The following is a 22883-nucleotide window of genomic DNA, read 5'->3' on the forward strand; positions in this document are numbered from 1 at the left end:
CACCTCCCCCCCGCGTGGGCCCGGGCCCCCCCGGGTTAGGGCGGGGGGGGTGGCGGGGGGGGGCACCGGGCCGCGCGGGGCCCCCCCCCGGGGGGGGGGCGCCCCCCCCCGCGAAGCCGCCGCTCAGGCGTCGATGCGGGAACGGTCCAGGGTGGCCGCCGAGTCCACGATGAACTCCTTGCGCGGGGCGACGTCGTTGCCCATCAGCAGGTCGAAGATCTTCTCGGCCTGCTCCAGGTCCCCGAGGTTGATCCGGCGCAGGGTGCGGTGGCGCGGGTCCATGGTGGTCTCGGCCAACTGGTCGGCGTCCATCTCGCCGAGGCCCTTGTACCGCTGCACCGGCTCCTTCCAGCGCATGCTCTTGCGCTGGAACTCCAGCAGGGTGGAGCGCAGCTCGGCGTCGGAGTAGGTGTAGTGGTACTTCTCCTGGCCGCGCTTGGGGTTGGTGAGCTCGATCCGGTGCAGCGGCGGCACCGCGGCGAAGACCCGGCCCTGCTCGACCATGGGCCGCATGTAGCGCTGAAAGAGCGTCAGCAGCAGGCAACGGATGTGCGAACCGTCGACGTCGGCGTCGGCCATGAAGATGACCCGGCCGTAACGGGCCTGGTCGATGTCGAAGGTGCGGCCCGAACCGGCCCCTATCACCTGGATGATCGCGGCACACTCGGTGTTCTTGAGCATGTCGCTCACGGACGCCTTCTGCACATTGAGGATCTTGCCGCGGATCGGCAGCAGCGCCTGGAACTCGGAGTTGCGGGCCAGCTTGGCGGTGCCGAGCGCGGAGTCCCCCTCGACGATGAAGAGTTCGCTGCGCTCGACGTCGTCGCTGCGGCAGTCGGCCAGCTTGGCCGGCAGCGAGCTGGTCTCCAGCGCGGTCTTCCGGCGCTGCGCCTCCTTGTGCTGGCGGGCGGCGACCCGGGTGCGGGCGGCGGCCACGATCTTCTCCAGCACGGCCCGGGCCTGGAGCTTCTCGTCCTTCTTGGCGGAGGTCAGGAAGGACTTGAGCTCCTTGGCGACCACCGCGGCGACGATCCGGTTGGCCGCCGAGGTGCCCAGCACCTCCTTGGTCTGCCCCTCGAACTGCGGCTCGGCGAGCCGGACGGTGACCACCGCGGTGAGACCCTCGGTGGCGTCGTCCTTGGTGATGTCGTCCTCGGCGACGCGCAGCAGCTTGCTGGAGCGCAGCACCTCGTTGACGGTCTTGGCGAGCGAGCGCTCGAACCCGGTCACATGGGTGCCGCCCTTGGGGGTGGCGATGATGTTGACGAAGGAGCGCAGGGTGGTGTCGTAGCCGGCGCCCCAGCGCAGCGCGATGTCGACGCCGAGGTGACGGGTGACCTCGGTGGGCGTCATGTGGCCGAGGTCGTCCAGGACGGGGACGGTCTCCTTGAAGGTGCCCTCGCCGTGCAGCCGCACGACGTCGGAGATCGCCTTGTCGGGGGCGAGGAACTCGCAGAACTCGGCGATGCCGCCGTCGTAGTGGAAGGTCGACTCCTCGACCTTGTCGCTCTCGGTCAGCCGCTCGTCACGGACCAGGATGGTCAGGCCGGGGACCAGGAAGGCCGTCTGCCGGGCCCGGTTGTGCAGGTTCTCCAGCGAGAGCCGGGCGTCCTTGAGGAAGATCTGCCGGTCGGCCCAGTAGCGGATCCTGGTGCCGGTGCGGGCCTTGGGCACCTTGCGGGCCCTGGTGAGGCCGTTGGCGGGCTCGAACGGGGCGTCCGGGCCGCCCTCGGTGAAGATGCCGGGGGTACCGCGGCGGAAGCTGATCGCATGGGTGTGGCCGCTGCGGTCCACCTCGACGTCCAGCCGGGCGGAGAGGGCGTTGACGACGGAGGCGCCGACGCCGTGCAGACCGCCGGAGGCCGCGTAGGAACCGCCACCGAACTTGCCGCCGGCGTGCAGCTTGGTCAGCACCACCTCGACGCCGGAGAGCCCGGTCTTGGGCTCGACGTCCACCGGGATGCCACGGCCGTTGTCGCGCACCTCGACCGAGGAGTCCTCGTGCAGGACGACCTCGATACGGTCGCAGTGGCCACCGAGCGCCTCGTCCACGGAGTTGTCGATGATCTCCCAGAGGCAGTGCATCAGGCCGCGGCTGTCGGTCGAGCCGATGTACATGCCGGGGCGCTTGCGGACCGCCTCCAGGCCCTCCAGGACGAGCAGGTGCCGAGCGGTGTAGTTGGAACCGTCGTCGCCGGCCAGCAGTGCGGACGGCACGGTCGTTTCGGCACTCACGCGGCACTCTCCTCGGTGAAGTTCTGTCTCATCGGTCACATCCGGGTCCATCCGAATCGCCCGCCAGTGCAGCACAGCGCACCGACAGCCGTTCCCCTGCGTGTGCGCACCCCTCCGCTCGGTACGCAGCACGGCGGGCCGGTCCCGCGCAGCTTGTACGCGCTGCGCGAACAAGAACTGTGCAGGATTCGGGGCGCCGGGGCGCCATCTCCTCCCGGTACCAGCGGTCCTGGCGGACCGTGGGGCCGGGCGCAGGCTCCGGAACTGCCGTTATGCAGGCTACCGGGGCCCAGGACGGGGCTTATGCTCCAACCCAGCAGAGGATTATGCTACGCGGACCTCGACCCCGGTCCCGATCGGGCGTTCGAGCGACGGGCGGATCCTGGGAATCGGTACGCATGAACCACCGGCCCCCGGGGCACGTCCTCATCAACACAGCAGAATCCTCAAAGAAGAAAAGCCACGAGCGGGAACGTTTTCGGCCTGGTTGGATGTTGACCCTGGTACGACAGCTCGTCGAGCTAGAGAAGAGGCGACGTGACTACTGTTCTGACACCTGCGAGCCCGCTGACCGCGGCTGACCGCTGCGACCGCTGCGGCGCCCAGGCATATCTGCGCGTCGTACTCGCCAGCGGCGGAGAGCTGCTCTTCTGCGCCCACCACGGCCGGAAGTTCGAGCCCGAGCTCAAGAAGATCGCCGTGGAGATACAGGACGAGAGCGGCCGTCTCACCAGCACCACCACCAACACGGCCACCGAAGAAGAGCGCTGATTCCCAGCACTTCATCGGCACCCGGCGACGAGCTGTGTCCGGCCGCACACCCTGCGCGACCGGTGAGCCGGGGGGGGGGGCCCCCCCCCCGGGGGGGGGGGCCCCCCCCCCCCCGGGGGGGGCCCCCCCCCCCCCCGGCTCCGCTGTTTTCGCCGACGCCGGTCACACCACCCGCACCGGGCAACGCGACGTCAGAGCGTAACCGGCTGCTCACAGTACCGAGCGCACCGCGTTCGAGACCGCGCCGAGCCGGGTGTAGACGCCGGGGTGGACGGCCTCCGCGCAACCCGTTCCCCAGGAGACCAGTCCGACCAGTCGGCCCGCGACGATCAGCGGGCCGCCACTGTCCCCCTGACAGGCATCCTTGCCACCCTTCTCCTCGCCCGCGCAGACCATGCCGCGGGCGTCGAAACGCCCGTCCGGGCCGCCGGGGTAGGCGTGCGCACAGGTCTGGTCCGCGATGATCGGCACATCGACACCACGGAGCGTCGGCGAGTAGTTACCCGTTCCGCTGGTGTCCCCCCAGCCGAAGACCTGCGCCCTGGTCCCCGGCGCATACGGCTCGGCCTCCCCCTGGCCGACCATGCCGATCACCGGCCGGGTGCCCTGTGACTCGGTGAGGGTCAGCACCGCCACGTCGTTCATGTTGGCGGCGAAGGCGTAGTCGGGGTGGATCCAGACCGACTGGACGGCCACCTCACGACCGATCGAGCCGCGCAGGTCGTCCCGCCCGACCACGACCTTCAGGCCCGGCCGCTCCACCCGCTGGCCCTTGGACTCGTCGTAGAAGCAGTGCGCGGCCGTCACCACCTTCGTCGCGGTGACCAGCGCGCCACCGCAGAACTGTCCCGAGCGGCCGTTGCCGAACTGCTGGCGGCTGGCGAGCGCCACCGCCCACGGGTGGTCCGAGGTGCTCACCGCGACACCGCCGACGATCCTGCGCTGCGCCTCGGCCGGACCGGCCGGACCGAGCGCGAGCGCCGGCGCGGGCAGCGCCGCCAGCAGGGCCAGGGCGACCACCCGGCGGCGGCGTACCGGCCGGGCGGCCGGACGTGCCGGGGACGGGACGGCGGTCGACAGGTCCGTGCGGTCCGGATTGGGCAGCACCGTGTCTCCAGGTTGGCTCGACGGCAGGCAACCGACACAGCGTAGGCGGTCAGCTACATAACGAGACCGTGCGGCACCTCGCATCCACCCGTACGAGCGATGACAACCGTCCGGACGTTGACGCGCCCGGATGTCGCGGACGCCCTCCGCCGGACATGCCGGAGGGCCCGGAGCGATACGCTCCGGGCCCTCCGACGGTACGAACCGCCGAACAGATCAGTCCAGGTAGTCGCGCAGCACCTGGGAACGCGACGGGTGGCGCAGCTTCGACATGGTCTTGGACTCGATCTGGCGGATGCGCTCACGGGTGACCCCGTACACCTTGCCGATCTCGTCGAGCGTCTTCGGCTGACCGTCCGTCAGGCCGAAGCGCATCGAGACCACGCCCGCCTCGCGCTCGGACAGGGTGTCCAGCACCGAGTGCAGCTGCTCCTGGAGCAGGGTGAAGGAGACCGCGTCGGCCGGGACGACCGCCTCGGAGTCCTCGATCAGGTCACCGAACTCGCTGTCGCCGTCCTCGCCCAGCGGGGTGTGCAGCGAGATGGGCTCGCGGCCGTACTTCTGGACCTCGATGACCTTCTCCGGGGTCATGTCGAGTTCCTTGGCCAGCTCCTCCGGGGTGGGCTCGCGGCCCAGGTCCTGGAGCATCTGGCGCTGGACGCGGGCCAGCTTGTTGATGACCTCGACCATGTGCACCGGGATACGGATGGTGCGGGCCTGGTCGGCCATCGCGCGGGTGATCGCCTGGCGGATCCACCACGTCGCGTAGGTGGAGAACTTGTAGCCCTTGGTGTAGTCGAACTTCTCGACCGCGCGGATCAGACCGAGGTTGCCCTCCTGGATCAGGTCCAGGAAGAGCATGCCGCGGCCGGTGTAGCGCTTGGCCAGCGAGACGACCAGCCGGAGGTTGGCCTCCAGCAGGTGGTTCTTGGCGCGGCGGCCGTCCTCGGCGATGATCTCCAGCTCGCGCTTGAGCTTCGGGGCGAGCTTGTCGGCCGCCGAGAGCTTGTCCTCGGCGAACAGGCCGGCCTCGATGCGCTTGGCGAGCTCGACCTCCTGCTCGGCGTTGAGCAGCGGGACCTTGCCGATCTGCTTCAGGTAGTCCTTGACCGGGTCGGCGGTGGCACCCGCGACGGCGACCTGCTGGGCCGGCGCGTCGTCCTCGTCGTCGTCGGAGAGGACGAAGCCCTCCGACTCCTCCTCCGGAGCGTCGCCCTCGGCACCGGCCTTGTCGCCGGGCAGCGCCACGTCCTCGATGAGCTCCTCGTCGCCGAGCAGCTCCTCGTCGCCCTTACCGGCCTTGGCGGTGGTGGTCTTCTTGGCGGCGGCCTTCTTGGCCGGCGCGGCGGTCTTCTTGGCGGCGGCCTTCTTGGCCGACGCGGCCTTCTTCGCCGGGGCCGCCTTCGCCTCGGCGACGCCGGCGGCCGTCCCCGCGGTGGTGATCTCCGCGGACACCGTGCTGACCGAGGCCGTGGCGGCCGCGACCGCCGGAGCGGAGATGGTGGCGCCGGGCGCGATGCGCACCGGGGGCTTGGTGGGGGCCGCCGAGGCGGACGGGGTCCGAGTGGTGACCGCCTTGGTGGCGGTGCGCTTGGTGGGGCTCTTGGCCGCGACGCTCTTGCGCTTGGCGCCGGCCGGTTCGGCCGCGCTGACCATGAGATCCACCCCTTCCTCAATCAGTACCTGGTTGAGGCTGCGCATGACGTTCTTCCACTTGGTGACCGGGATCTGGTCCGCCTCGAACGCCTGGCGTACGTCGTCACCGGCGATCTGCCCCTGGGCCTTGCCCCGCTCGATGAGCGCCAGCAGAGCCGCGGACTCGGCGATCTCGGGGGGAAGCGAACGGGATGTGCTGGCCGACACGAACAACCTCTCGGACGATGAGTGGACTCGAACCCGTACCGGCCGCCCGAGCGGGCGGGGAAGGAAATCGCGCGTCGGACGCGCGGTGTCGATTCCGACCGACTCGGGCTTGAGGACTGGGTTTGCAGGACGGCAGCAGCGCCGCGGACCAACACAGCATTCTGACATGTTGGGCTATTCCGGAGCTGCTTCCGCTCAGGACACATCGCTGCTACTCGTCAAGTGTTACGCATGGCCTTGGTGTCGCGGGTCACACCGATCGGCGCCCGCGACCCCGGGGCCGACTTCCATCATCCCGCATTCGCGCCCAAGCCTTTGGCATGGACAGGGCGTCAAGGGGCTTTCCCAGGAAAAGGGCCCTCCGACTGCGCCAGGCGGTGCAGTCGGAGGGCCGTGGGTTCACGGGGTTCGATCGGTCGCCGGATGGACGGCTCAGTGCTCCCGGGGAGCGGGAACGGACGGCTCGACCTCCGGGTGCACGGTGAGCAGCGCCCGCATCGCGGCCTCGCCCGCGGTGCCGTCACCGGTGCCGAGCGCGTCGACCAGCCGGGAGTGCAGGCTGACCGAGGCCTCCGAGGGCCGCTCGCAGGAGATGGCCGGGCCGCCCGACACCTGGAGCGCGCAGGAGACGATCCCGGAGAGGTGCTCCAGCATCCGGTTGCCCGCCATCTGCAGAACCAGGGCGTGCAGCTCCGCGTCGGCCCGCGAGTAGGTGGAGAGATCGGCCTGGGCGGCGGCGTGGCCCATGATCTCGATCAGCTCGACCAGCCGCTGCTGGACGTCCTCCCGGCCGTGGCCGGCCGCGAGCCGGGCCGCCAGCGGCTCGATCGCCCAGCGCAGCTCGAACAGCTCCCGGCGCTGCTCGTCGCGCTGCGGACCGAAGGCGCGCCACTCGATGATGTCCGGGTCGAGCAGGTTCCAGTCGCCGACCGGGCGGACCCGGGTGCCGACGTTCGGCCGGGCGCTGACCAGGCCCTTGGCCTCCAGCACGCGCAGCGACTCGCGGACGACGGTGCGGGACACCTCGAACCGCTGGCCGATCTCCTCGGGGACGAGCGGGCGGTCGGCGCCGAGATCACCCGAGACGATCATCTGGCCGAGCTGCTGGACGAGCTGGCCGTGCAGGCCGCGGCCGCGGCTGCTGGTGGTCTTGCGACCGACCCGGGCCAGGTCCGACTCGGCGCCCTCCCAGCGGGGCGCCGGCGGGGTCGGCCGGTCGGCGTACGAGAAGCGGTCCAGATCGCCGGGGCCGTGGATGGCGCCGTCGGCGGAACGGGCAGGGGTCATGGTGGGGTGCGCAAGGGTACTCACAGGTCCTTTGTCGGCGATCGGCGGGCGCAGCTTGAGAATTCTCGTGAAAAGCACACGAAAGGGTGATCGGCCGCGACTGGATAATTGACTTCTTATCAGGAAGAACCGCGCATTACGGTCACTGCTGGTCGATCTTGGCAGACCGTCAGCGGCCGCCCGGAACAGCCGCCGTTCAGAGCGCGCGGCGGCGGACCTGGACCAGCAGGGCCACGAGCAGCAGGACGAACGCGGGCGCCGTCACCGCCGCCAGCAGAGCCGGATCGGTCAGCGCCGCCCCGCTCCGCGCAACCCGGTGGCCCCCGCCGTACACCCATCCGTACGCCCACTCGGCGCCGGACTGGAACGGCAGCAGCTCGGCCGCATGGGTGGGCCGGACCGCACCGGTCTGCCGCAGCAGCAGGGCCACCCCGGTCTCCAGCAGCGGCGGCAGCGCGCACAGCAACAGGACCCCGGCCGAGGCACTGCGGGTCACCGCCGCCGTCAGCACACCGGTCCAGCCCGCCACGACCACCAGCAGGACGAAGGCGAGCAGCGCGGCCGGCGCGCCCTGGCCGGCCCCGAGCGCCACCGGGGCGAGCGCCCCCGGCAGCTCGGCGAGCCCGGTCAGGCCGACCGAGGCCAGTGCCTCCGACACCCGGTCCGAGAGCACGGCCGGGTCCGACCAGGCGGCCGCCGTCACCCCGCCCGGCAGCGCGAGGTGCACGGCCACCGCGTCGACCACCAGGGTGACCAGCGCCAGCAGGCCCGCCACCGGGCCGATCACGGCCAGCTTGGCCAGCAGCAGCCGCACCCGGCGCAGATACGACACCTGCGAGGCCGGCAGACCCGGGTGCCGCACCTCGTGTCCGTACGAGAGGGCGCCCAGCACCCCGGCGCCGAGGGCCGCGAACGGCAGCGGGACCAGCGGGACGGCCGCCGTCAGCAGCCGCACGCCCGCCGGACCGGTCAGCGGTCCGGTGGGCGTCTGGGCGGCCAGCAGGGCCGCCACCCCGGCGTCGCCGAGGAGGACGGCGGCGAGGAGCAGCCAGGTGGAACGGAGGCCGCGCAGGCGGCGCAGCTCATAGGCCAGGGCGTGCACGGTTCACTCGCTCCGGTGGTCGGGGACGGAGGTGGTCGCGGGGGCGGAGGTGGGAGCGGGGGTGCCCGCGCCGGGGGCGGGGGCACCGCCGGGGCGGCCGAGGCGGACGGTGTCGGCGGTCAGCAGGTCGGTGGCGTCCTCGCGGTGCTCCCGGGAGACGGGGCCGCCGCCGGCCTGCCGGGCCAGACCGTTGAGACCGTCCCGGAAGAGCCGGTCCACGGCGACCGTCGGGGAGGCCTCGGCCGGCCCGGCCGGGTCGTCCTGCCGGCGCGCGGGCGGGGTGGCTCGTGCGGGACGGCCAGGCTGGGCGGACGGTGTCGGCCCGGCGGGGCGGGTCGGCGCTCCCGATCGTGGGGTGACCGCCGACAGCGCGGTCGTGGCCGAGGCGGCGGCCGGCGAGGCCGGAAGCGCGAGAGCGGGCAGCGCGCCGGTGGTCAAAGCGCGCTCCGGCGTCACCGCTTCCGCCGTTTCCCTCACCTCCGCCGTCGGCTCCGTCCGGGCGGGGTCCGGCCGAGCGGGCGCCGACCGGGCGGGCGCCGACCGGATCCGGAGCTCGCCCGAGCGGCCCGAGGCGACGGGCAGGGCGGCGCGGGGAGCGGGCTGTTCGACCACCCGGTCGGCGAGCTCGTGCAGCAGGATGCCGTGGCGGTAGGCGAGTTCACCGATCTCGGTGCGGCCGATGCCCGCCACCGCGAGACCGGCCCCGCCGTCGCGGCGCACCTCGGCACCCTGGCTCACCAGCAGATCGGCGAGCCGGGCCATCTGGGGCCCGCGCACGGCCACCTCCGGGCTGAGCCGGGTCCGGCGAAAGTCCGCCACCGGCTGGTCGGCCACCAGCCGGCCCTGGTCCAGCGTGATGACGCGGTCCGCGAGCTGCGCGGCCTCCCGCGGCGTGCGGGTGGTCACCAGGACCGTCCCGCCCGCGGCTCCGAACGAGCGCAGAAAGGAGTGGAACCACTCCACATTGCGCGGCGAAAGGCCCTCGGTGGGCGCGTCCAGGAGCAGGGTCCCAGGGTCCCCCAGCAGGGCGGCGGCGAGGGCGAGCCGCCCGTGCATACCGGGCGAGAAGGCGCGCAGCCGCTGTCCGGCGACGGCGGCCAGCCTGGTCTGCTCCAGCAGTTCGTCGGCCCGCCGGGCGGGGACACCGGCGGCCGCCGCCAGCATCCTGAGATGGCTGCGCGCCTTCCGGCCGGGGTGTCCGGCCACCGATCCGGCGGCTCCGCCCGGACCGGGCAGCAGCACGCCGACCTCGCGTTCGGGGTGGCGCAGCCGACGGTAGGTGCGACCGTCGAAGAGCGTGACGCCCTGGCCGCGTTCGAGTTCGAGCATCAGGCGCAGGGCGGTGGACTTGCCCGCGCCCTCGGAACCCAGCAGTGCCGTCACCACGCCGGGCCGGGCGTCGAAGGTGAGGTCGAGCACCGCCGGCGGCCCACCCGTGCGGTAGACCTTGGTCAGTCCGGTGATCTGGATCATCGCTGGCTGCTCCCATGCCCTTGGCCGGCCTGACAGGCGCGGCGCGGGGCCGTGCCCGCACGGGCCCGCGCCAGCACATTAGGGGGCCGGGCCGGGGATTCCGGGCATTGCGGGAGCGGCACGGGGCCGCCGCCTGCACACCTCACCCGATCAGGGGAAAATCCGATCCTGCGACGGGGCAGGGGGCTCGCAGGCGGTAGGGGCGAGGGGTGCGAACTGGTCCGGGCGAGGTACGGGGCGGGGCCCGGGTACGGGGTGGGGCCGACGGCGGGTCAGGACTCCGGGCGCAGCATGGGCGGGTTGAGGACGGTGGCCCCGCCCGCGGTGAACAGCTGTGCGGGGCGGCCTCCCTGACGTGTCGTCGTGCCACCGGAGGGCAGCAGGAAGCCGGGGGTGCCGGTCACCTTGCGGTGGAAGTTCCTGGGGTCGAGGACCACGCCCCAGACGGCCTCGTAGACCCGGCGCAGCTCGCCGACGGTGAACTCGGTCGGGCAGAAGGCCGTCGCCAGGGAGGAGTACTCGATCTTCGAGCGGGCACGCTCCACGCCGTCGGCCAGGATCAGGCCGTGGTCGAAGGCGAGCGGAACGCCGTCGGCCGGGCTCTGTCCGAGCAGTTCGGCGACCGGGGCCCAGCGGGCGCCGCTGGCGTCGCCGCCGGCGCGGGGCGTCGGCAGGTCCGGTGCCAGGACCAGGTAGGCCACGCTGACCACCCGCATCCGGGGGTCGCGCTGAGGGTGTCCGTAGGTCGCGAGCTGTTCCAGATGGGCGCCGGCCGTGCCGGGGCCGGCCACGTCGTGGCCGGGGGCGGAATGCGCGCGCAGACCGGTCTCCTCGGCCAGTTCCCGGGAGGCCGCCTCGGCCAGGCCCTCGTCCGGGCGGACGAATCCTCCGGGCAGGGCCCAGTACCCCTGGAAGGGCGGCTCGCCCCGTCGTACCAGCAGGGCGCACAGGGCGTGGTCCCGCACCGTCAGCACCACCAGGTCAACCGTGACAGCGAACGGGGGGAAGGCCGACGGGTCATAACGCGACATGGCGACGATCATAGTCGTCTCTTTGACGATAAGCACAGGCCTGCGCACGGACCGTGCTGTGCCCCGCAGGTGGCCCGGCTGCCGGATGCCCCGGTCTGGGGCGGGCGAGGGCGGACCGGCGAGGTCCGCCCCCGGGTGGCGGGGGATGTCAGCGGGCGACCAGTTGCAGCTCGGCGGACGCCTCCTCGACCATCGCCACGCCGATCCGGCTCACCCGCACCGAGAACGGTTCGCCCGCGACCCGCAGACCGGTCAGCTGCAGCTCGCCGAGCGGCGCGGTACTGGCCGCCCGGACCAGCACCCGCCCGCCCGGGACATCGGGCCGGACCCCGGCGAGCGCGAACACGGCGTGCACCGCGCCGGCCGCCGAGACCGCCGCCGGGCGGCAGGCGGCCGGGTGCGGTACGGGCGGGCAGCCGGGCGTGCGCTGCTCCCCCGCGTACATCTCGGGCAGCCGCCCCTCGAAGTGCGCGGCCGCGCCGAGCAGGCCCTCCAGCAGCGCGCCGGCCTCGTTCTCGTGGCCGGCCTCGGCCAGCCCGGCGATCGCCAGCGCGGTCTCGTGGACACGTACCGCGCCACCACGGTGGCCCAGCGGGTTGAAGCGGGGCGACTTGGCGCTGAGTGTGCGCAGCCCCCAGCCGCTGTCCAGCTCCGGCGCGGCCAGGCGCTGGGCGAGCAGCCTGGTCTGCTCACGGTCCAGCAGGCTCTGGTGCCGGCCGCCGTCGGCGCAGAGCCCCGGGTCGAGGAGGTGGACGAGCGAGGAGGCCACCGCGGGCAGTGGCTGGCCGCCCGGGGCGAGCCCGGCCGCCGGGCGCCCGCCGGAGAGGTCGTCGATCCAGAAACGGTCGCGGAAGCGCCCGCGCAGCGCGGCCGCCCAGTCGCGCCACTCCTCGGCACCGGGGCGTCCGAACTCCTCCAGCAGTTCGGCGCCGTGCAGAGCGGCCCGGTGCGCCTGGGCCTGGACCTCGGCCCGCACCGCCACGGGATGGGCGGCGCGGTCCTCCACCGGGCGGCTCAGGTCGGTGACGAAGCCGTCGACCAGACCGCCGCGCAGCGCCCCGAGCGCCCGCTCGGCGGCCGGGAGCAGTTCGGCGACCTCGTGCCGGGGCAGGCCCCAGCGCCAGGCCTCGGCCAGCACCGTGACGAACAGCAGCGTCGCCTCGGTGGCGGTGCAGCTGGGCGGGAGCTCCGGCCCGCCGTGCCGCAGGGCGCCGGGCAGCAGCCCTTCGGGGCGTGGGCCCGGCTGACCCGGTCCGCCCTGGCCCGGAACGGGGGCGAGCTGCTGACGGCGGGCCAGGGCCCGGAGGGTGCCGGCGGCCAGCCGGGTACCCAATGGAAGCGTCAACCGCGCCGCCCACAGCGCGTCGGCCGGGGCCAGCCCGAACCGCCAGGGCGCACCGGAGGCCGGGTAGAGGTCGGTGGGGCGGTCCGGGTCGACGAACAGCAGCCGGCCCAGGGTGTCCAGTGAACGCGCCACCAGCAGTTCGACCCGGGGGTCGTCGCAGCGGATCTCCGGCTCGGACCAGGGCAGCGGCACACCGGGGCCGCGCCCGCCCGGTGGCCGCGGGCCGGGGACGGTGCTCTCCAGCTCGGTGCGCAGCTCGACCGACCAGCGGGCGCCGGGCTGCACGTCCAGGTCCCAGCGGAGCACACCGGCTCCCGCGAGGACGGCGTGCGGCGACGGCTTGGCACTGACGGTGGCGCTGTGGGCCGGGCCCGCCCAGCGCAACCCGGCGGACTGCACCTGGCCGGGCAGGTCCGGCGGGCGATGTCCGGCGGCGATCTCGCCGACCGGGCCGAGGTCCGTTCCGACGGCGATCTCCAGCGGCAGCCGGGCCGGGCGGCTGCCCGTGTTCCGCACGGTGACGGTCTCGACGCCGTCGGCGTGGCGCAGCCGCTCCACGGTGAGCGCCGGGTCGGGGTCCAGATCGCCGGGGAGCCGGACCGCGCCGAGGAAGCGGGCCTGCGCCGCGGTGGTCAGGGTGCCCTGGAGCGGCAGCGGTTCCATACCGCCGAGCCGCAGCTCCATCCGGGCCAGGACCCGGACGCCGGAGCGGTAGAAGCCATGGAGCCCGTGACCGCGCAGTTGCCCGTCCGGTCCGGAGGCGGCCATGGCGGGCGCGTTGACGCAGAGCACCGCGTGGTGGACGGCGGCGGGCTGCGGACGGGGCGGAGCCGCAGGTCGGGCCTGGCCGGCGGGCGTGCCCGCGGGTGCGCCGACCACGCTCTCGGCCGGCATGGCCTGTGGTGGCCTCATGGCGGTCACCGGACTCTCCTCCCCTCGGCGGTCCGGTGGCCGGTGAGGCCGGTGGGCCGCGAGCATGCTCGATCGCGTGCTGATGATGTCGGACCGGCGGGGGTTCCCGTCGGCGTGTGTGCCGTGTCTGGCCGTACCCGGCGCCGGGCCGTGCCATGCGGTGCGGGGTACCGCTGCGGTACCCCGCACCGCCTCGCGCCGGACACCCCCTGGTGCCCGGCACATGGTCGCCTGCGGCGTCCGGTACCTGCCGTGGGGCAGGAGGCGTCTGCGGGGCGCTCGCACCGCGCCGCGACCGACTCGGACGGCCCGGGTACGGGCGTGCCCACACCGGGGTCTGACGGGCCGACGCCTCGGCCGCCCTCGCCCGGCTTCCGACAGCCCGCAGCCTCACTTCCGGCACCCGGCACGCCCGGGAAACCGTCCGTCTCCGGCCGGCCCGGTGGTCACCCGGGCGCGGTCCCCCGGGGTGAACGCCGCTCACCGGCCGCAGGTAACGCCCGTTCTGTCACTTCGACCAGCAGGCCCGGACGCGGCAGGCGGTCGTGCCGCCGCCGTCACCGGACCGTTGCCGCCCCACTCCGGTGCCGTTCCGGGTCGAACCGCACGGGCCGAGGCTGTCTGCCGTTTTGTACGAACCACCGGGCGGACGGTCTGGGCAGCGACCGCCCAACCGGTGCCCGGCCGCCGCCAGGATACGGTGCGGGGGTCACGGCACCCGCACCGGTAACACCGTGAGCGGCAACGTGACTGCTGCGACCAGCGCATACCGAGGAGTTGTATGTCCACCGCCAGCCGGCTGCCCGGGATTGTCACGACCGACCACGTCTTCCAGTCGCCCCTCGACCACGCCGCCCCACAGGGCGAGCAGATCGAGGTGTACGCCCGCGAGGTGGTGGCCGCGGGCCGCGAAACGGACGACCTGCCCTGGCTGCTCTTCCTCCAGGGTGGCCCCGGTGGCAAGGCCGGCCGACCGCTCGGCCGGGACGGCTGGCTGGAGCGCGCCCTCGACGAGTACCGGGTGCTCCTGCTCGACCAGCGCGGCACCGGGCGGTCCACGCCCGCGACCCGGCAGACCCTCGCCCGGCGCGGCGGCGCGCGGGAACAGGCGGACTACCTGGCGCACTTCCGCGCGGACTCGATCGTCCGGGACGCCGAGCTGATCCGCCGCCGGCTGCTCGGCGACGACCACCGCTGGAGCGTGCTCGGCCAGAGCTTCGGCGGCTTCTGCGCCCTCACCTACCTCTCGATCGCGCCCGACGGCCTGCGTGAGGCCTTCATCACCGGTGGCCTCTCCGGCCTGCGCAGCTCGGCCGACGACGTCTACCGCGCCGCCTACCCCCGGGTCGTCCGCAAGAACGAGGACCACTACGCCCGCTACCCGCAGGACGTCGAGGCGGTACGGCGGATCACCGCGCGTCTGGCCGCAGCCCCTGCGGCCCTGCCCGGCGGCGGGCTGCTGACCGTCGAGGCGTTCCAGTCCCTCGGAATGATGCTCGGCGGCGGCAGCGGTTCCGGCAGCCTGCACTACCTGCTGGAGGAGGCGTGGGTGGAGGGCGCCGCCGGGCCCGAGCTCTCCGACACCTTCCTGGCCGGTGTCCAGGCGAAGCTCTCCTTCGCGGAGGGCCCGCTGTACGCCGTGCTGCACGAGTCGATCTACGGCCAGCGGTCGGTGGACCCGGCCGGCACCGCCTGGTCGGCCGAGCGCGTCCGCAAGGAGTTCACGGAGTTCGACGCCGGGGCCGCGCTGGAGTCCGGGGCGCCGGTGCTGTTCACCGGAGAGATGATCTACCCCTGGATGTTCGACACCGACCCGGCGCTGCGCCCGCTGAAGGAGACCGCGGACCTGCTCGCCGCCCGGACCGACTGGCCCGACCTGTACGACCCGGCCCGGCTGGCCGCCAACGAGGTGCCGGTGGTGGCGGCGGTCTACCACGACGACATGTATGTCGACACCGCCGACTCCCTGGAGACCGCCCGCGCCGTGCGCGGCCTGCGAGCGTGGATCACCAATGAGTGGGAGCACGACGGGCTCCGGGTGAGCGGCGGCAAGGTGCTGGACCGCCTGATCGCCATGGCGCACGGCGAGGCGTAGCGGAGCCCGGTGCCGACGGCGGAACCGCGGCCGACCGGCTGGCCGGACCACCGGTTACGGGCCGCCGGTCGCGGGCCGCCACGCATGTCACCGCGCATGACGGGCTCCCGCCGTCGGGCCCCGCACACCGCGGCACCGGCTGCGCACGGTCGCTGCCGTCGCCGGGGCCGCCCACGGTGTCACCCGGCCCAGCCGGGCCTTCCGGACGGCACCGGGCCGAGGCCGCGGTCGGCACCCTGGAATGCGGCGCGCCTGCGCGGGCAGGCACGCGCCCGGCCCGGGGTCGGACGGTCCGCCCTCGGACCGTCCGGGATCCCCGGCCACCGGCGCGGCCCGCGGTCCCGGGTTCGGGGGACCGGCCGGATGGTCCCCCGAACCCGGGACCGCCGGGGCGACGGACTCGGCGACCGCCCCTGAGGCAGCTCGGCGCGGGGACCTGGCCGGCGCCGGGGCGGGTTCACCGTCCGGGCCCGTCGGCGGGCCGCCCGGCTCGTCGGCGGCCGGGCCTGACACCACCGCTTCCCCGGCCGCTCCGCCGGAACGGACCGCGGTGCGCCGCTGTCGCTCCGCCGCCACGCTCGCCAGCAGCGCATCCGGGGACATGCCTTCGTTCAGCGACTCGTACAGGAGCTGGGCCAGCAGGTAGGAGGGGGCGAGGCGGAGTGTGTGGGCGAGCACCACACGGGCCGTCGCGATGTCCCCCGCGACCCAGGACGTCCAGGCCAGCAACGTGAGCGGGGCCGCGGCACAGCTCGTGTAGGGCGGGACACAATGCCGGGCGAGGAAACGCCACAGCCGCTGTGCGGGGGCGATCTCCTCGGGCCGGGTGTACTCGGCGGCGCGGTCGCGGGTGATCCTGTCCTGGAGGGCGATGATCAGCAGCGCCGTCCGGTGCTCGTCGAGTTCACGGGCGCCGGCCGAGAACTCGGCGACCGCCTGGTCGAGCAACTCGGCGCCCCGCTCCCGGGACAGCGGCGGCCGGCTCCCCACTACTCCACCGCCGCCCTTGACCCGGGCGATCGCCGAGCTCTGGGTATCGGCGCCGGGCGGGCCGATCGGAACCAGCCCGGCGATGATCGCCTTACGGCTCCCCCGGGGAGCGAAACCGGCGACGGTGGCCGCGGCGGCCACCGGGCCGGGGTCGGGAGAGCGCCGGATCGGATTGCCCGCCGGGTCACAGCACCCCTCACGGCGGCAGAGGAAGGACCACCAGCGGCCGGCCGAGACGCAGAGCGACTCCTTGACCGCCACCCCCCTGCTCTCGAAGGACACCCGCAGCCCCTCCGCGAGCGGTCTGAGCCCGTCCAGAACGGGCGGGCCATGGCTCGTGCCGGGATCCTGGCAGAGGTAGAGGAGCACCTGGGCCGGGCGGCGGTCCCGCCGCTCGGACAGACCGATGAGCAGGGCGGCCGTCTCCTCGGCCGCGGCCTGCCACTCCTCCGGCGATTCGGGGATGTCCAGCCGGATCACCCCGCCCTGGTGGAGGTCCGGGCCCTGGAGACCGACGGCGACGATGCTGTCGTCGGGGAAGAAGCCCAGGAGATAAGGCAGCAGCTCGGCCATGTCGGCCGGGCCCCGCATGGTGACCGGCCGGTGGCCGGAGGCCGGGCCGAGGGACAGCGCGATGCGTTCGTTGTTCATGGCCGGAAGACTGCCGCAATCCGCGAATGCCCCGGGAATTTTCTTTTTCCCTGTGGACAACTCCCGCCTGTGGATAAAACCTCCCTCATTCGGATTATCCAGACCCACTCCCCCGGGGGACATATGACGGATGTTCAGCGAAAGAGCAGATGAAATACACCCCTGGTCCACCCGTCCATGGTGCACCGCCATTCGCCCATTGTCGGCCCCTCGGGGTTACATGGACGGCATGCAGCAGCCCCAGCCCCACATCACCGCCACCGACGCCCCCGCCACGGCCGGCACCGGCACCAGCAGCGCGACGGCCGCCGACCGCGCCGAGGTCCGGGCGCGGGCCGAGGCCGTCCTGCGCGAGCTGGCCGGGCCCGGCGCCACACTCCGCGACGACCAGTGGACGGCCATCGAAGCGCTGGTCGTCGACCACCGCCGGGCCCTGGTCGTACAGCGCACCGGCTGGGGGAAGTCCGCCGTCTACTTCATCGCCACGGCGCTGCTGCGGGCCCGCGGCGCCGGGCCCACGGTGATCGTCTCCCCGTTGCTCGCCCTGATGCGCAACCAGGTGGAGTCGGCGGCCCGGGCCGGCATCCAGGCCCGCACCATCAACTCGGCCAACACCGACGAGTGGGACGAGATCCAGGCCGAGGTCGCGGCCGGCACGGTGGACATCCTGCTGGTCAGCCCCGAGCGGCTGAACAACCCCGACTTCCGCGACCAGGTGCTCCCCAAACTCGCCGCCTCCACCGGCCTGCTGGTGGTCGACGAGGCCCACTGCATCTCCGACTGGGGTCACGACTTCCGCCCCGACTACCGGCGGCTGCGCACCATGCTCGCCGAGCTCTCGCCGGGCGTGCCGGTGCTGGCCACCACCGCCACGGCCAACGCCCGGGTGACCGCCGACGTCGCCGAGCAGCTCGGCACCGGAGCCACCGACGAGCACGCCCTCGTCCTGCGCGGCCCGCTCGACCGGGAGAGCCTCACCCTCGGCGTGCTCGCCCTGTCCGATCCGGCGCACCGCCTGGCCTGGCTGGCCGACCACCTCGACCGGCTGCCGGGGTCCGGCATCGTCTACACCCTGACGGTGGCCGCGGCCGACGAGGTGACGGCGTTCCTGCGCGAGCGCGGCTTCCCGGTGGCGTCCTACTCCGGCCGCACCGAGGACGCCGAGCGCCGGACCGCCGAGGCCGACCTGCTGGCCAACCGGGTCAAGGCCCTCGTCGCCACCTCCGCGCTGGGCATGGGCTTCGACAAGCCCGACCTCGGTTTCGTGGTGCACCTGGGCTCGCCCAGCTCGCCGATCGCCTACTACCAGCAGGTCGGCCGGGCGGGCCGCGGCGTCGACCGGGCCGAGGTGCTGCTGCTGCCCGGGCGTGAGGACGAGGCGATCTGGCGTTACTTCGCCTCGCTGGCCTTCCCTCCCGAGGAGCAGGTGCGCCGCACCATCAACGCGCTCGCGGAGGCCGGCCGCCCGCTGTCCACGGCCGCGCTGGAGCCCCGGGTGGACCTGCGCCGCGCCCGGTTGGAGACCATGCTCAAGGTCCTGGACGTGGACGGCGCGGTCCGGCGGGTCAAGGGCGGCTGGACGGCCACCGGGCAGAGCTGGGAGTACGACACCGCCCGGTACGCCAAGGTCGCGGCCTCCCGTGAGGCCGAGCAGCGGGCCATGCGCGAGTACGCCACGGGCACCGGCTGCCGGATGGAGTTCCTACGCCGGCAGCTGGACGACGAGCAGGCCCGGCCCTGCGGCCGCTGCGACAACTGCGCCGGTGCGCTGCACGGCCCCGAAATTTCCGCCGAGGCGCTGGACGCGGCCCGGGCGGCGCTCGGTCGGCCCGGGGTCAGCTTCGAGCCCCGCCGACTCTGGCCCACCGGTATGGAGTCGCTGGGCGTGCAGCTCAAGGGCCGCATCCCGGCGGGCGAACAGGCGGAGACCGGCCGGGCCCTCGGCCGGCTCTCCGACATCGGCTGGGGCAACCGGCTGCGGGCCCTGCTCGCGGACCAGGCCCCCGACGTGCCCGTGCCCGGCGAGGCGGTGGACGCTCTGGTCGCGGTGCTGGCCGACTGGGCTCGCGGCCCGGGCGGCTGGGCCGGGCCCGCGACGGCCGAGGGCACCCGGCTGGACCGGCCGGTCGGCGTGGTGACCATGGCCTCGTCCAGCCGCCCTCAGCTGGTCGGCAGCCTCGGCGCCCGGATCGCGGAGATCGGGCGGCTGCCGCTGCTCGGCCGGATCGAGTACGCGGCCGGGCAGCCTCCGCACGGGGCGCGCAGCAACAGCGCGCAGCGGCTGCACGCGCTGGCCGGGGCACTCGTCCTGCCGCCGGAGACCGAGGCCGCGATCGCCGGGGCGGGCGGCCCGGTGCTGCTGGTGGACGACCTGGTCGACTCCGGGTGGACGGTCACCGTCGCCGCCCGGCTGCTCCGGCGGGCCGGGGCGAGTTCGGTACTGCCGCTGGTGCTGGCCGTACAGGGCTGAGCGGCGCCGGGGAGAGGCGCCTGACGGGTGCGGCACAGTGGCCGCGCCGGGTCAGGCCCTCACCCCCTCACCCGAATGGACGAAGGGAGAAGTCGAGGAGTCGGCAGGAACACGCGCGGGAGCGAGGAACACCGGTGGTGGAGAGGAGTGGTTGAGTTGCTGAAAGCGCTCGCCAGAGGCCTTCTGGCGGCCCGGTTCACGATCGGGCGCCACCTGAGCAGCACTCGCACGATCGTGGAACATATCCGACAGAGCGTTGACTTTCGGGCGGCGTTCATCATTTCATCATTGCCGCCCCACCCCCTCTGCCCTGAGAATTGGACCGTACCCGGAACCCGGTCCGCTGGACCCGGCCTTCGGCGTACGCGGGGGCCCGCGTGTTCGCGGGTCGGGAAGGAGGATCGCGATCAACGGTATCGACCGAGGTCAGTATCCCCTCGCCCGGAGCTCGGCGCCCAGACGGGTGCTCGACCTGGAGACCTGGACCGCCTCGGGGATCCCGTTGCTGCGCGACCCGCGCGAGTTCGTCCTGGAAATCCACCAGCGCCACCTGCCGCAACCGGGCACGGTCGTGGTCACCGTCCTGAACGCGCTGCACCGGGCGACCGCCTCGGCCTCGTTCACACCCTGGCCCCACGACACCGACGGCTGGCAGCACCGCAACCTGATCCTGTCGCACCTGCGCCAGGTCACCCCGCACGACCTGCGACTCGCCGCTCCGGTCCGGACGGCCGTACTGCTGCGCTGCCGCGAGGGCCCGGCGGGCTGGACGGAACAGGACGGCGCCTGGATGTGGGCCCTGCGGGACGCGGCCGCCCTGCACGGGCTGCGCTGCGGCTCGTACATCGCGTTGACCCCGGCGGGCTGGCAGATCCTCGGCGACGAGCGGAGCGGCCGCAATCCACACGCGGGATCCTGGGCGGACGGGCCGGTCCACACCGTGACGGAGCTGCCGCCCCGCCCGGCGGCCGACGGGCCACGCGGCCAGCGGCCAGCGCACCAGCCGGCCGAACACCCCCAGCTCGGCGACCGGGCATCACACTCCCGCCGGCCCGAGCATCCCTGGCCGCCCGCCCGGGTGGCGGCCGTCGAGCCGGTCCGGCGCACCGGCACCCGCTGACGCGGACCCGCCCGCCGGGCGCACACGGCACAACCCGGTCTCCGGGCCCGGAGGGTACGGCTCGGCACCGTTCGGGCCCGGCACCTCACGGCGCCGGACTCGAACGGTCCATGACTCCCGGACGGCTAGGCGGACGCCGAACGACCGGTCGGCGCACCGGCGGCGGGGCCCGCGTCGCCGCAGACCACCAGCAGCGCGGCCGCGTGGCCGAGCGCCTTGGTGTACGCCTGGGCGGCGCGGTCGGCCGAGCCCCCGTTGACGACCAGCACGACCACCTCACGGCGGACCGGGCGGGTCAGCCCGGCCTCCGCGTAGAACACGTCGCCGCCCTCGGTGAGCTGCGCCCAGTAGCGCTCCTCGCCGAAGGAGAGTTCGTGCTGCTGCCAGGGGTGTGGCCCGCCGACGGTCAGCACCAGGATCTCGCCGGGACTGCGCCCGGAGTCCAGCAGCCGGTCGACGGCTTCGTCGGCACGCTCCAGTGCCTCGGCCGCGGTGGCGGCGACGTGCTGGACCGCGACCCGCGGTGCGGCGGGTGCCGGGCGGCGCGGCGCGGGACCGGGCTTGGGGGTCTGGGCCGGGCGGGGCGGCCCCGGGCGGGCGGCGCGCGGCGGCGCCGGCCGAGGAGCTGTGGGGCGGGGGCCCGGCCCGGGGGCCGGTGCCGCGCCGGCGGCGGCGGCGGAAGGTACGGAAGTGGTCGCGCTGCCGGTGGCAGGCGTGCGGAGGGCTTGTGCGTCCGACTCGCGGGGGAAGGGAACGCCGGGGCCCGGGAGGCTCTCGTGAATCTCCGGCTCCTCGGGGAAGACAGGCATACCCGGATATCTATCAAATGCCGATCGAACGCGCACGGGCGCCCCACCCCTTGGGCACCGCACACCGGCCGGCCCCACTCGGGGCAATTCAGACGGACTGTCAGAAACCGAGCGTCAGCTGTTCGTCGGCGGGGCCCGCGGAGCCGGGAGCACCACCCGCCGCCATGGCCCGATTCCGCTTCAGATGGCGCCACTTGGGCAGCCCGTCCAGGTAGGCCCAGGAGAGCCGGTGCTGATCGGTCGGGCCGAATTCCTCCAGCGCGGCGCGGTGGACCGGGGACGGGTAGCCGGCGTTGTCGGCGAACCCGTACCCGGGATACGCCTCGCCCAGTTCGGCCATCATCCCGTCCCGATGGACCTTGGCGAGCACCGAGGCGGCCGAGACGCAGATACAGGACTGGTCGCCCTTGATGACCGTGCGCACCCGCCAGGGGCCGCCGAGGTAGTCGTGCTTCCCGTCGAGAATCACCGCGTCGGGCTCCACCGGCAGGGCCTCCAGCGCGCGGACGGCGGCCAGCCGCAGCGCCGCCGTCATGCCCAGCTCGTCACACTCCAGCGCGGAGGCGTGGCCGAGCGCGTACGCGGTGACCCAGTCGGCGAGGACCGGGGCGAGCGCCTCGCGCCGCAGTTCGGTGAGCAGCTTGGAGTCGGTCAGACCGTCCGGCGGCTTGCGCAGCCCGGTGACGGCCGCACCCACGGTGACCGGCCCGGCCCAGGCGCCGCGCCCGACCTCGTCGAGGCCGACAACGGTCTTGGCGCCGGCCCGGCGGAGCGAACGCTCGACGGAGTGCGTCGGCGGGACGATGGGCATCGTGGAATCCGTTCAGCTGGGGCAACCTCCAGCCTAAGCCCCGCCCCGCGGCGCCCCGGCCGCCGGGCCCACCCCCTCGGAGCCGACCCGCCGCACGCCCGTCAGGCTCCCGCCGCACACCCGCCAGGCGCTCGTCAGACGCGGATCAGCGGGAGCAGCACCTCGTCCACCAGCTGGTTCGCGAAGTCGGGGCCAGTGTCGCGGCCGTAGACCTTGACCCGGTACATCAGCATCGCCGGGGCGACATCGGCGACGATCACGGTGGCCGCGTCGGGCCGGACGTCGCCGCGTTCGACTCCCCGGCGGAGGATGTCCAGAATCGTGCCCTTGGTCGGCTCGACCACCCGCTGCACGATGAACCTCTTGAACACCTCGGCCTGTTCATGGTCCAGCTCGGCCATCAGCGCCTGCAGCGCACCACCCGCCCTCGAGGTGAGAGCGTCGGCGAACCCCCCGATGAGCAGCAGCAATTCACTTCGGGCGGACCCGAGGTCCGGGGTGTCGGAGGGGCGTGGCAGAGTGGAGTCCAGGGCGTCGATGACCAGTTCGGCCTTGGACGCCCAGCGCCGGTAGAGCGCGGCCTTCCCGGTCCGCGCGGCACCGGCGACGCCCTCCATCGTCATCCGCGCGAATCCGCCGGAGATGAGCTGGTCGAGCGCGGCTTCGAAGATCGCACTCTCCAGCTCCTTCCCGCGGCGGCGCACGGGCCGGGACAGGACCTCGGCCACCACCCTCACCGGGCAGTGGGCCGCGGACCTCGCACCCGGGACCGCCGACGACCCCCTCGCGCCCGCCCGCCCCGGCGCCGGCT

16 protein-coding genes are annotated in these 22883 nt (G+C 73.8%); 4 read left to right on the top strand and 12 right to left on the bottom strand.

Translation table 11 applies throughout. The annotated features are described in order from the left end of the window. Nucleotides 1–123: 123 nt before the first annotated feature. Nucleotides 124–2235, bottom strand: coding sequence for a DNA topoisomerase IV subunit B (locus ACIO5D_RS31500; protein ID WP_363615332.1), 2112 nt, complete (start codon nt 2233–2235; stop codon nt 124–126). Between the two features lie 537 nt (nt 2236–2772). Between ACIO5D_RS31500 and ACIO5D_RS31505 the strand changes: the two genes are divergently transcribed. Continuing rightward, a complete protein-coding gene (locus ACIO5D_RS31505; protein WP_363615334.1) occupies nt 2773–3006 on the top strand; it encodes a hypothetical protein in 234 nt (77 codons plus the stop codon). Between the two features lie 210 nt (nt 3007–3216). On the opposite strand, the gene ACIO5D_RS31510 is transcribed toward ACIO5D_RS31505, so the two are convergent. The 7 genes from ACIO5D_RS31510 to ACIO5D_RS31540 form a co-directional block, all read right to left on the bottom strand. Beyond that, nucleotides 3217–4113, bottom strand: a complete 897-nt coding sequence (locus tag ACIO5D_RS31510) for a S1 family peptidase (protein WP_400657358.1) — start codon at nt 4111–4113, stop codon at nt 3217–3219. 216 nt (nt 4114–4329) lie between these two features. Beyond that, entirely contained in the window at nt 4330–5976 is a 1647-nt protein-coding gene (locus ACIO5D_RS31515; protein ID WP_400657360.1) for an RNA polymerase sigma factor, read from the bottom strand. 432 nt (nt 5977–6408) lie between these two features. Beyond that, complete coding sequence (locus ACIO5D_RS31520; protein ID WP_363609510.1) at nt 6409–7341, bottom strand: FadR/GntR family transcriptional regulator; 933 nt, start codon at nt 7339–7341, stop codon at nt 6409–6411. Nucleotides 7342–7459: 118 nt separating this feature from the next. Next, entirely contained in the window at nt 7460–8365 is a 906-nt protein-coding gene (locus tag ACIO5D_RS31525; RefSeq protein WP_400657367.1) for a hypothetical protein, read from the bottom strand. A 3-nt stretch (nt 8366–8368) separates the two neighbouring features. Beyond that, nucleotides 8369–9838, bottom strand: a complete 1470-nt coding sequence (locus ACIO5D_RS31530) for an ATP-binding cassette domain-containing protein (protein WP_400657369.1) — start codon at nt 9836–9838, stop codon at nt 8369–8371. A 272-nt stretch (nt 9839–10110) separates the two neighbouring features. After that, on the bottom strand, nt 10111–10869 hold the full coding sequence (locus ACIO5D_RS31535; RefSeq protein WP_363609516.1) for an NUDIX domain-containing protein: 759 nt from the start codon (nt 10867–10869) through the stop codon (nt 10111–10113). Between the two features lie 148 nt (nt 10870–11017). Next, on the bottom strand, nt 11018–13126 hold the full coding sequence (locus ACIO5D_RS31540) for a glycogen debranching N-terminal domain-containing protein (RefSeq protein WP_400657442.1): 2109 nt from the start codon (nt 13124–13126) through the stop codon (nt 11018–11020). A 781-nt stretch (nt 13127–13907) separates the two neighbouring features. Here ACIO5D_RS31540 and ACIO5D_RS31545 point away from each other — a divergent pair. Continuing rightward, a complete protein-coding gene (locus ACIO5D_RS31545; RefSeq protein WP_400799339.1) occupies nt 13908–15221 on the top strand; it encodes an alpha/beta fold hydrolase in 1314 nt (437 codons plus the stop codon). Between the two features lie 87 nt (nt 15222–15308). Here ACIO5D_RS31545 and ACIO5D_RS31550 read toward each other — a convergent pair whose 3' ends face one another. Continuing rightward, nucleotides 15309–16862, bottom strand: coding sequence for a DUF4192 family protein (locus ACIO5D_RS31550; protein WP_400799342.1), 1554 nt, complete (start codon nt 16860–16862; stop codon nt 15309–15311). A gap of 229 nt (nt 16863–17091) precedes the next feature. Between ACIO5D_RS31550 and ACIO5D_RS31555 the strand changes: the two genes are divergently transcribed. Together ACIO5D_RS31555 and ACIO5D_RS31560 are read left to right on the top strand one after the other, a co-directional pair. After that, nucleotides 17092–19332, top strand: a complete 2241-nt coding sequence (locus ACIO5D_RS31555; protein WP_400799344.1) for a RecQ family ATP-dependent DNA helicase — start codon at nt 17092–17094, stop codon at nt 19330–19332. A 463-nt stretch (nt 19333–19795) separates the two neighbouring features. Beyond that, nucleotides 19796–20452: a hypothetical protein gene (locus ACIO5D_RS31560; protein WP_400657379.1), complete on the top strand. Its 657-nt coding sequence runs from the start codon at nt 19796–19798 to the stop codon at nt 20450–20452. Between the two features lie 125 nt (nt 20453–20577). On the opposite strand, the gene ACIO5D_RS31565 is transcribed toward ACIO5D_RS31560, so the two are convergent. The 3 genes from ACIO5D_RS31565 to ACIO5D_RS31575 all read right to left on the bottom strand — a co-directional run bounded on the left by ACIO5D_RS31565 (nt 20578) and on the right by ACIO5D_RS31575 (nt 22800). Beyond that, nucleotides 20578–21261: a hypothetical protein gene (locus tag ACIO5D_RS31565; RefSeq protein ID WP_400657382.1), complete on the bottom strand. Its 684-nt coding sequence runs from the start codon at nt 21259–21261 to the stop codon at nt 20578–20580. A 100-nt stretch (nt 21262–21361) separates the two neighbouring features. Next, nucleotides 21362–22072 carry a ribonuclease HII gene (locus ACIO5D_RS31570; RefSeq protein WP_363609530.1) on the bottom strand — a complete coding sequence of 237 codons (711 nt, stop codon included), beginning with the start codon at nt 22070–22072 and terminating at the stop codon, nt 21362–21364. 134 nt (nt 22073–22206) lie between these two features. After that, the gene (locus ACIO5D_RS31575; RefSeq protein ID WP_363609532.1) at nt 22207–22800 is read right to left on the bottom strand and encodes a TetR/AcrR family transcriptional regulator; all 594 of its coding nucleotides are present in this window, start codon (nt 22798–22800) and stop codon (nt 22207–22209) included. Between the last annotated feature and the right edge of the window lie 83 nt (nt 22801–22883).

The sequence above is a fragment of the Kitasatospora sp. NPDC087315 genome, from assembly GCF_044744345.1.
Lineage (GTDB): Bacteria > Actinomycetota > Actinomycetes > Streptomycetales > Streptomycetaceae > Kitasatospora.

Excerpts from the sequence above, each read along its gene's own strand:
- ACIO5D_RS31570 (WP_363609530.1), bottom strand. The coding sequence starts at position 22,072 with ATGCCCATCGTCCCGCCGACGCACTCCGTCGAGCGTTCGCTCCGCCGG.
- ACIO5D_RS31550 (WP_400799342.1), bottom strand. The coding sequence starts at position 16,862 with ATGAACAACGAACGCATCGCGCTGTCCCTCGGCCCGGCCTCCGGCCAC.
- ACIO5D_RS31555 (WP_400799344.1), top strand. The coding sequence starts at position 17,092 with ATGCAGCAGCCCCAGCCCCACATCACCGCCACCGACGCCCCCGCCACG.
- ACIO5D_RS31565 (WP_400657382.1), bottom strand. The coding sequence starts at position 21,261 with ATGCCTGTCTTCCCCGAGGAGCCGGAGATTCACGAGAGCCTCCCGGGC.
- ACIO5D_RS31530 (WP_400657369.1), bottom strand. The coding sequence starts at position 9,838 with ATGATCCAGATCACCGGACTGACCAAGGTCTACCGCACGGGTGGGCCG.
- ACIO5D_RS31535 (WP_363609516.1), bottom strand. The coding sequence starts at position 10,869 with ATGTCGCGTTATGACCCGTCGGCCTTCCCCCCGTTCGCTGTCACGGTT.
- ACIO5D_RS31540 (WP_400657442.1), bottom strand. The coding sequence starts at position 13,126 with ATGAGGCCACCACAGGCCATGCCGGCCGAGAGCGTGGTCGGCGCACCC.
- ACIO5D_RS31545 (WP_400799339.1), top strand. The coding sequence starts at position 13,908 with ATGTCCACCGCCAGCCGGCTGCCCGGGATTGTCACGACCGACCACGTC.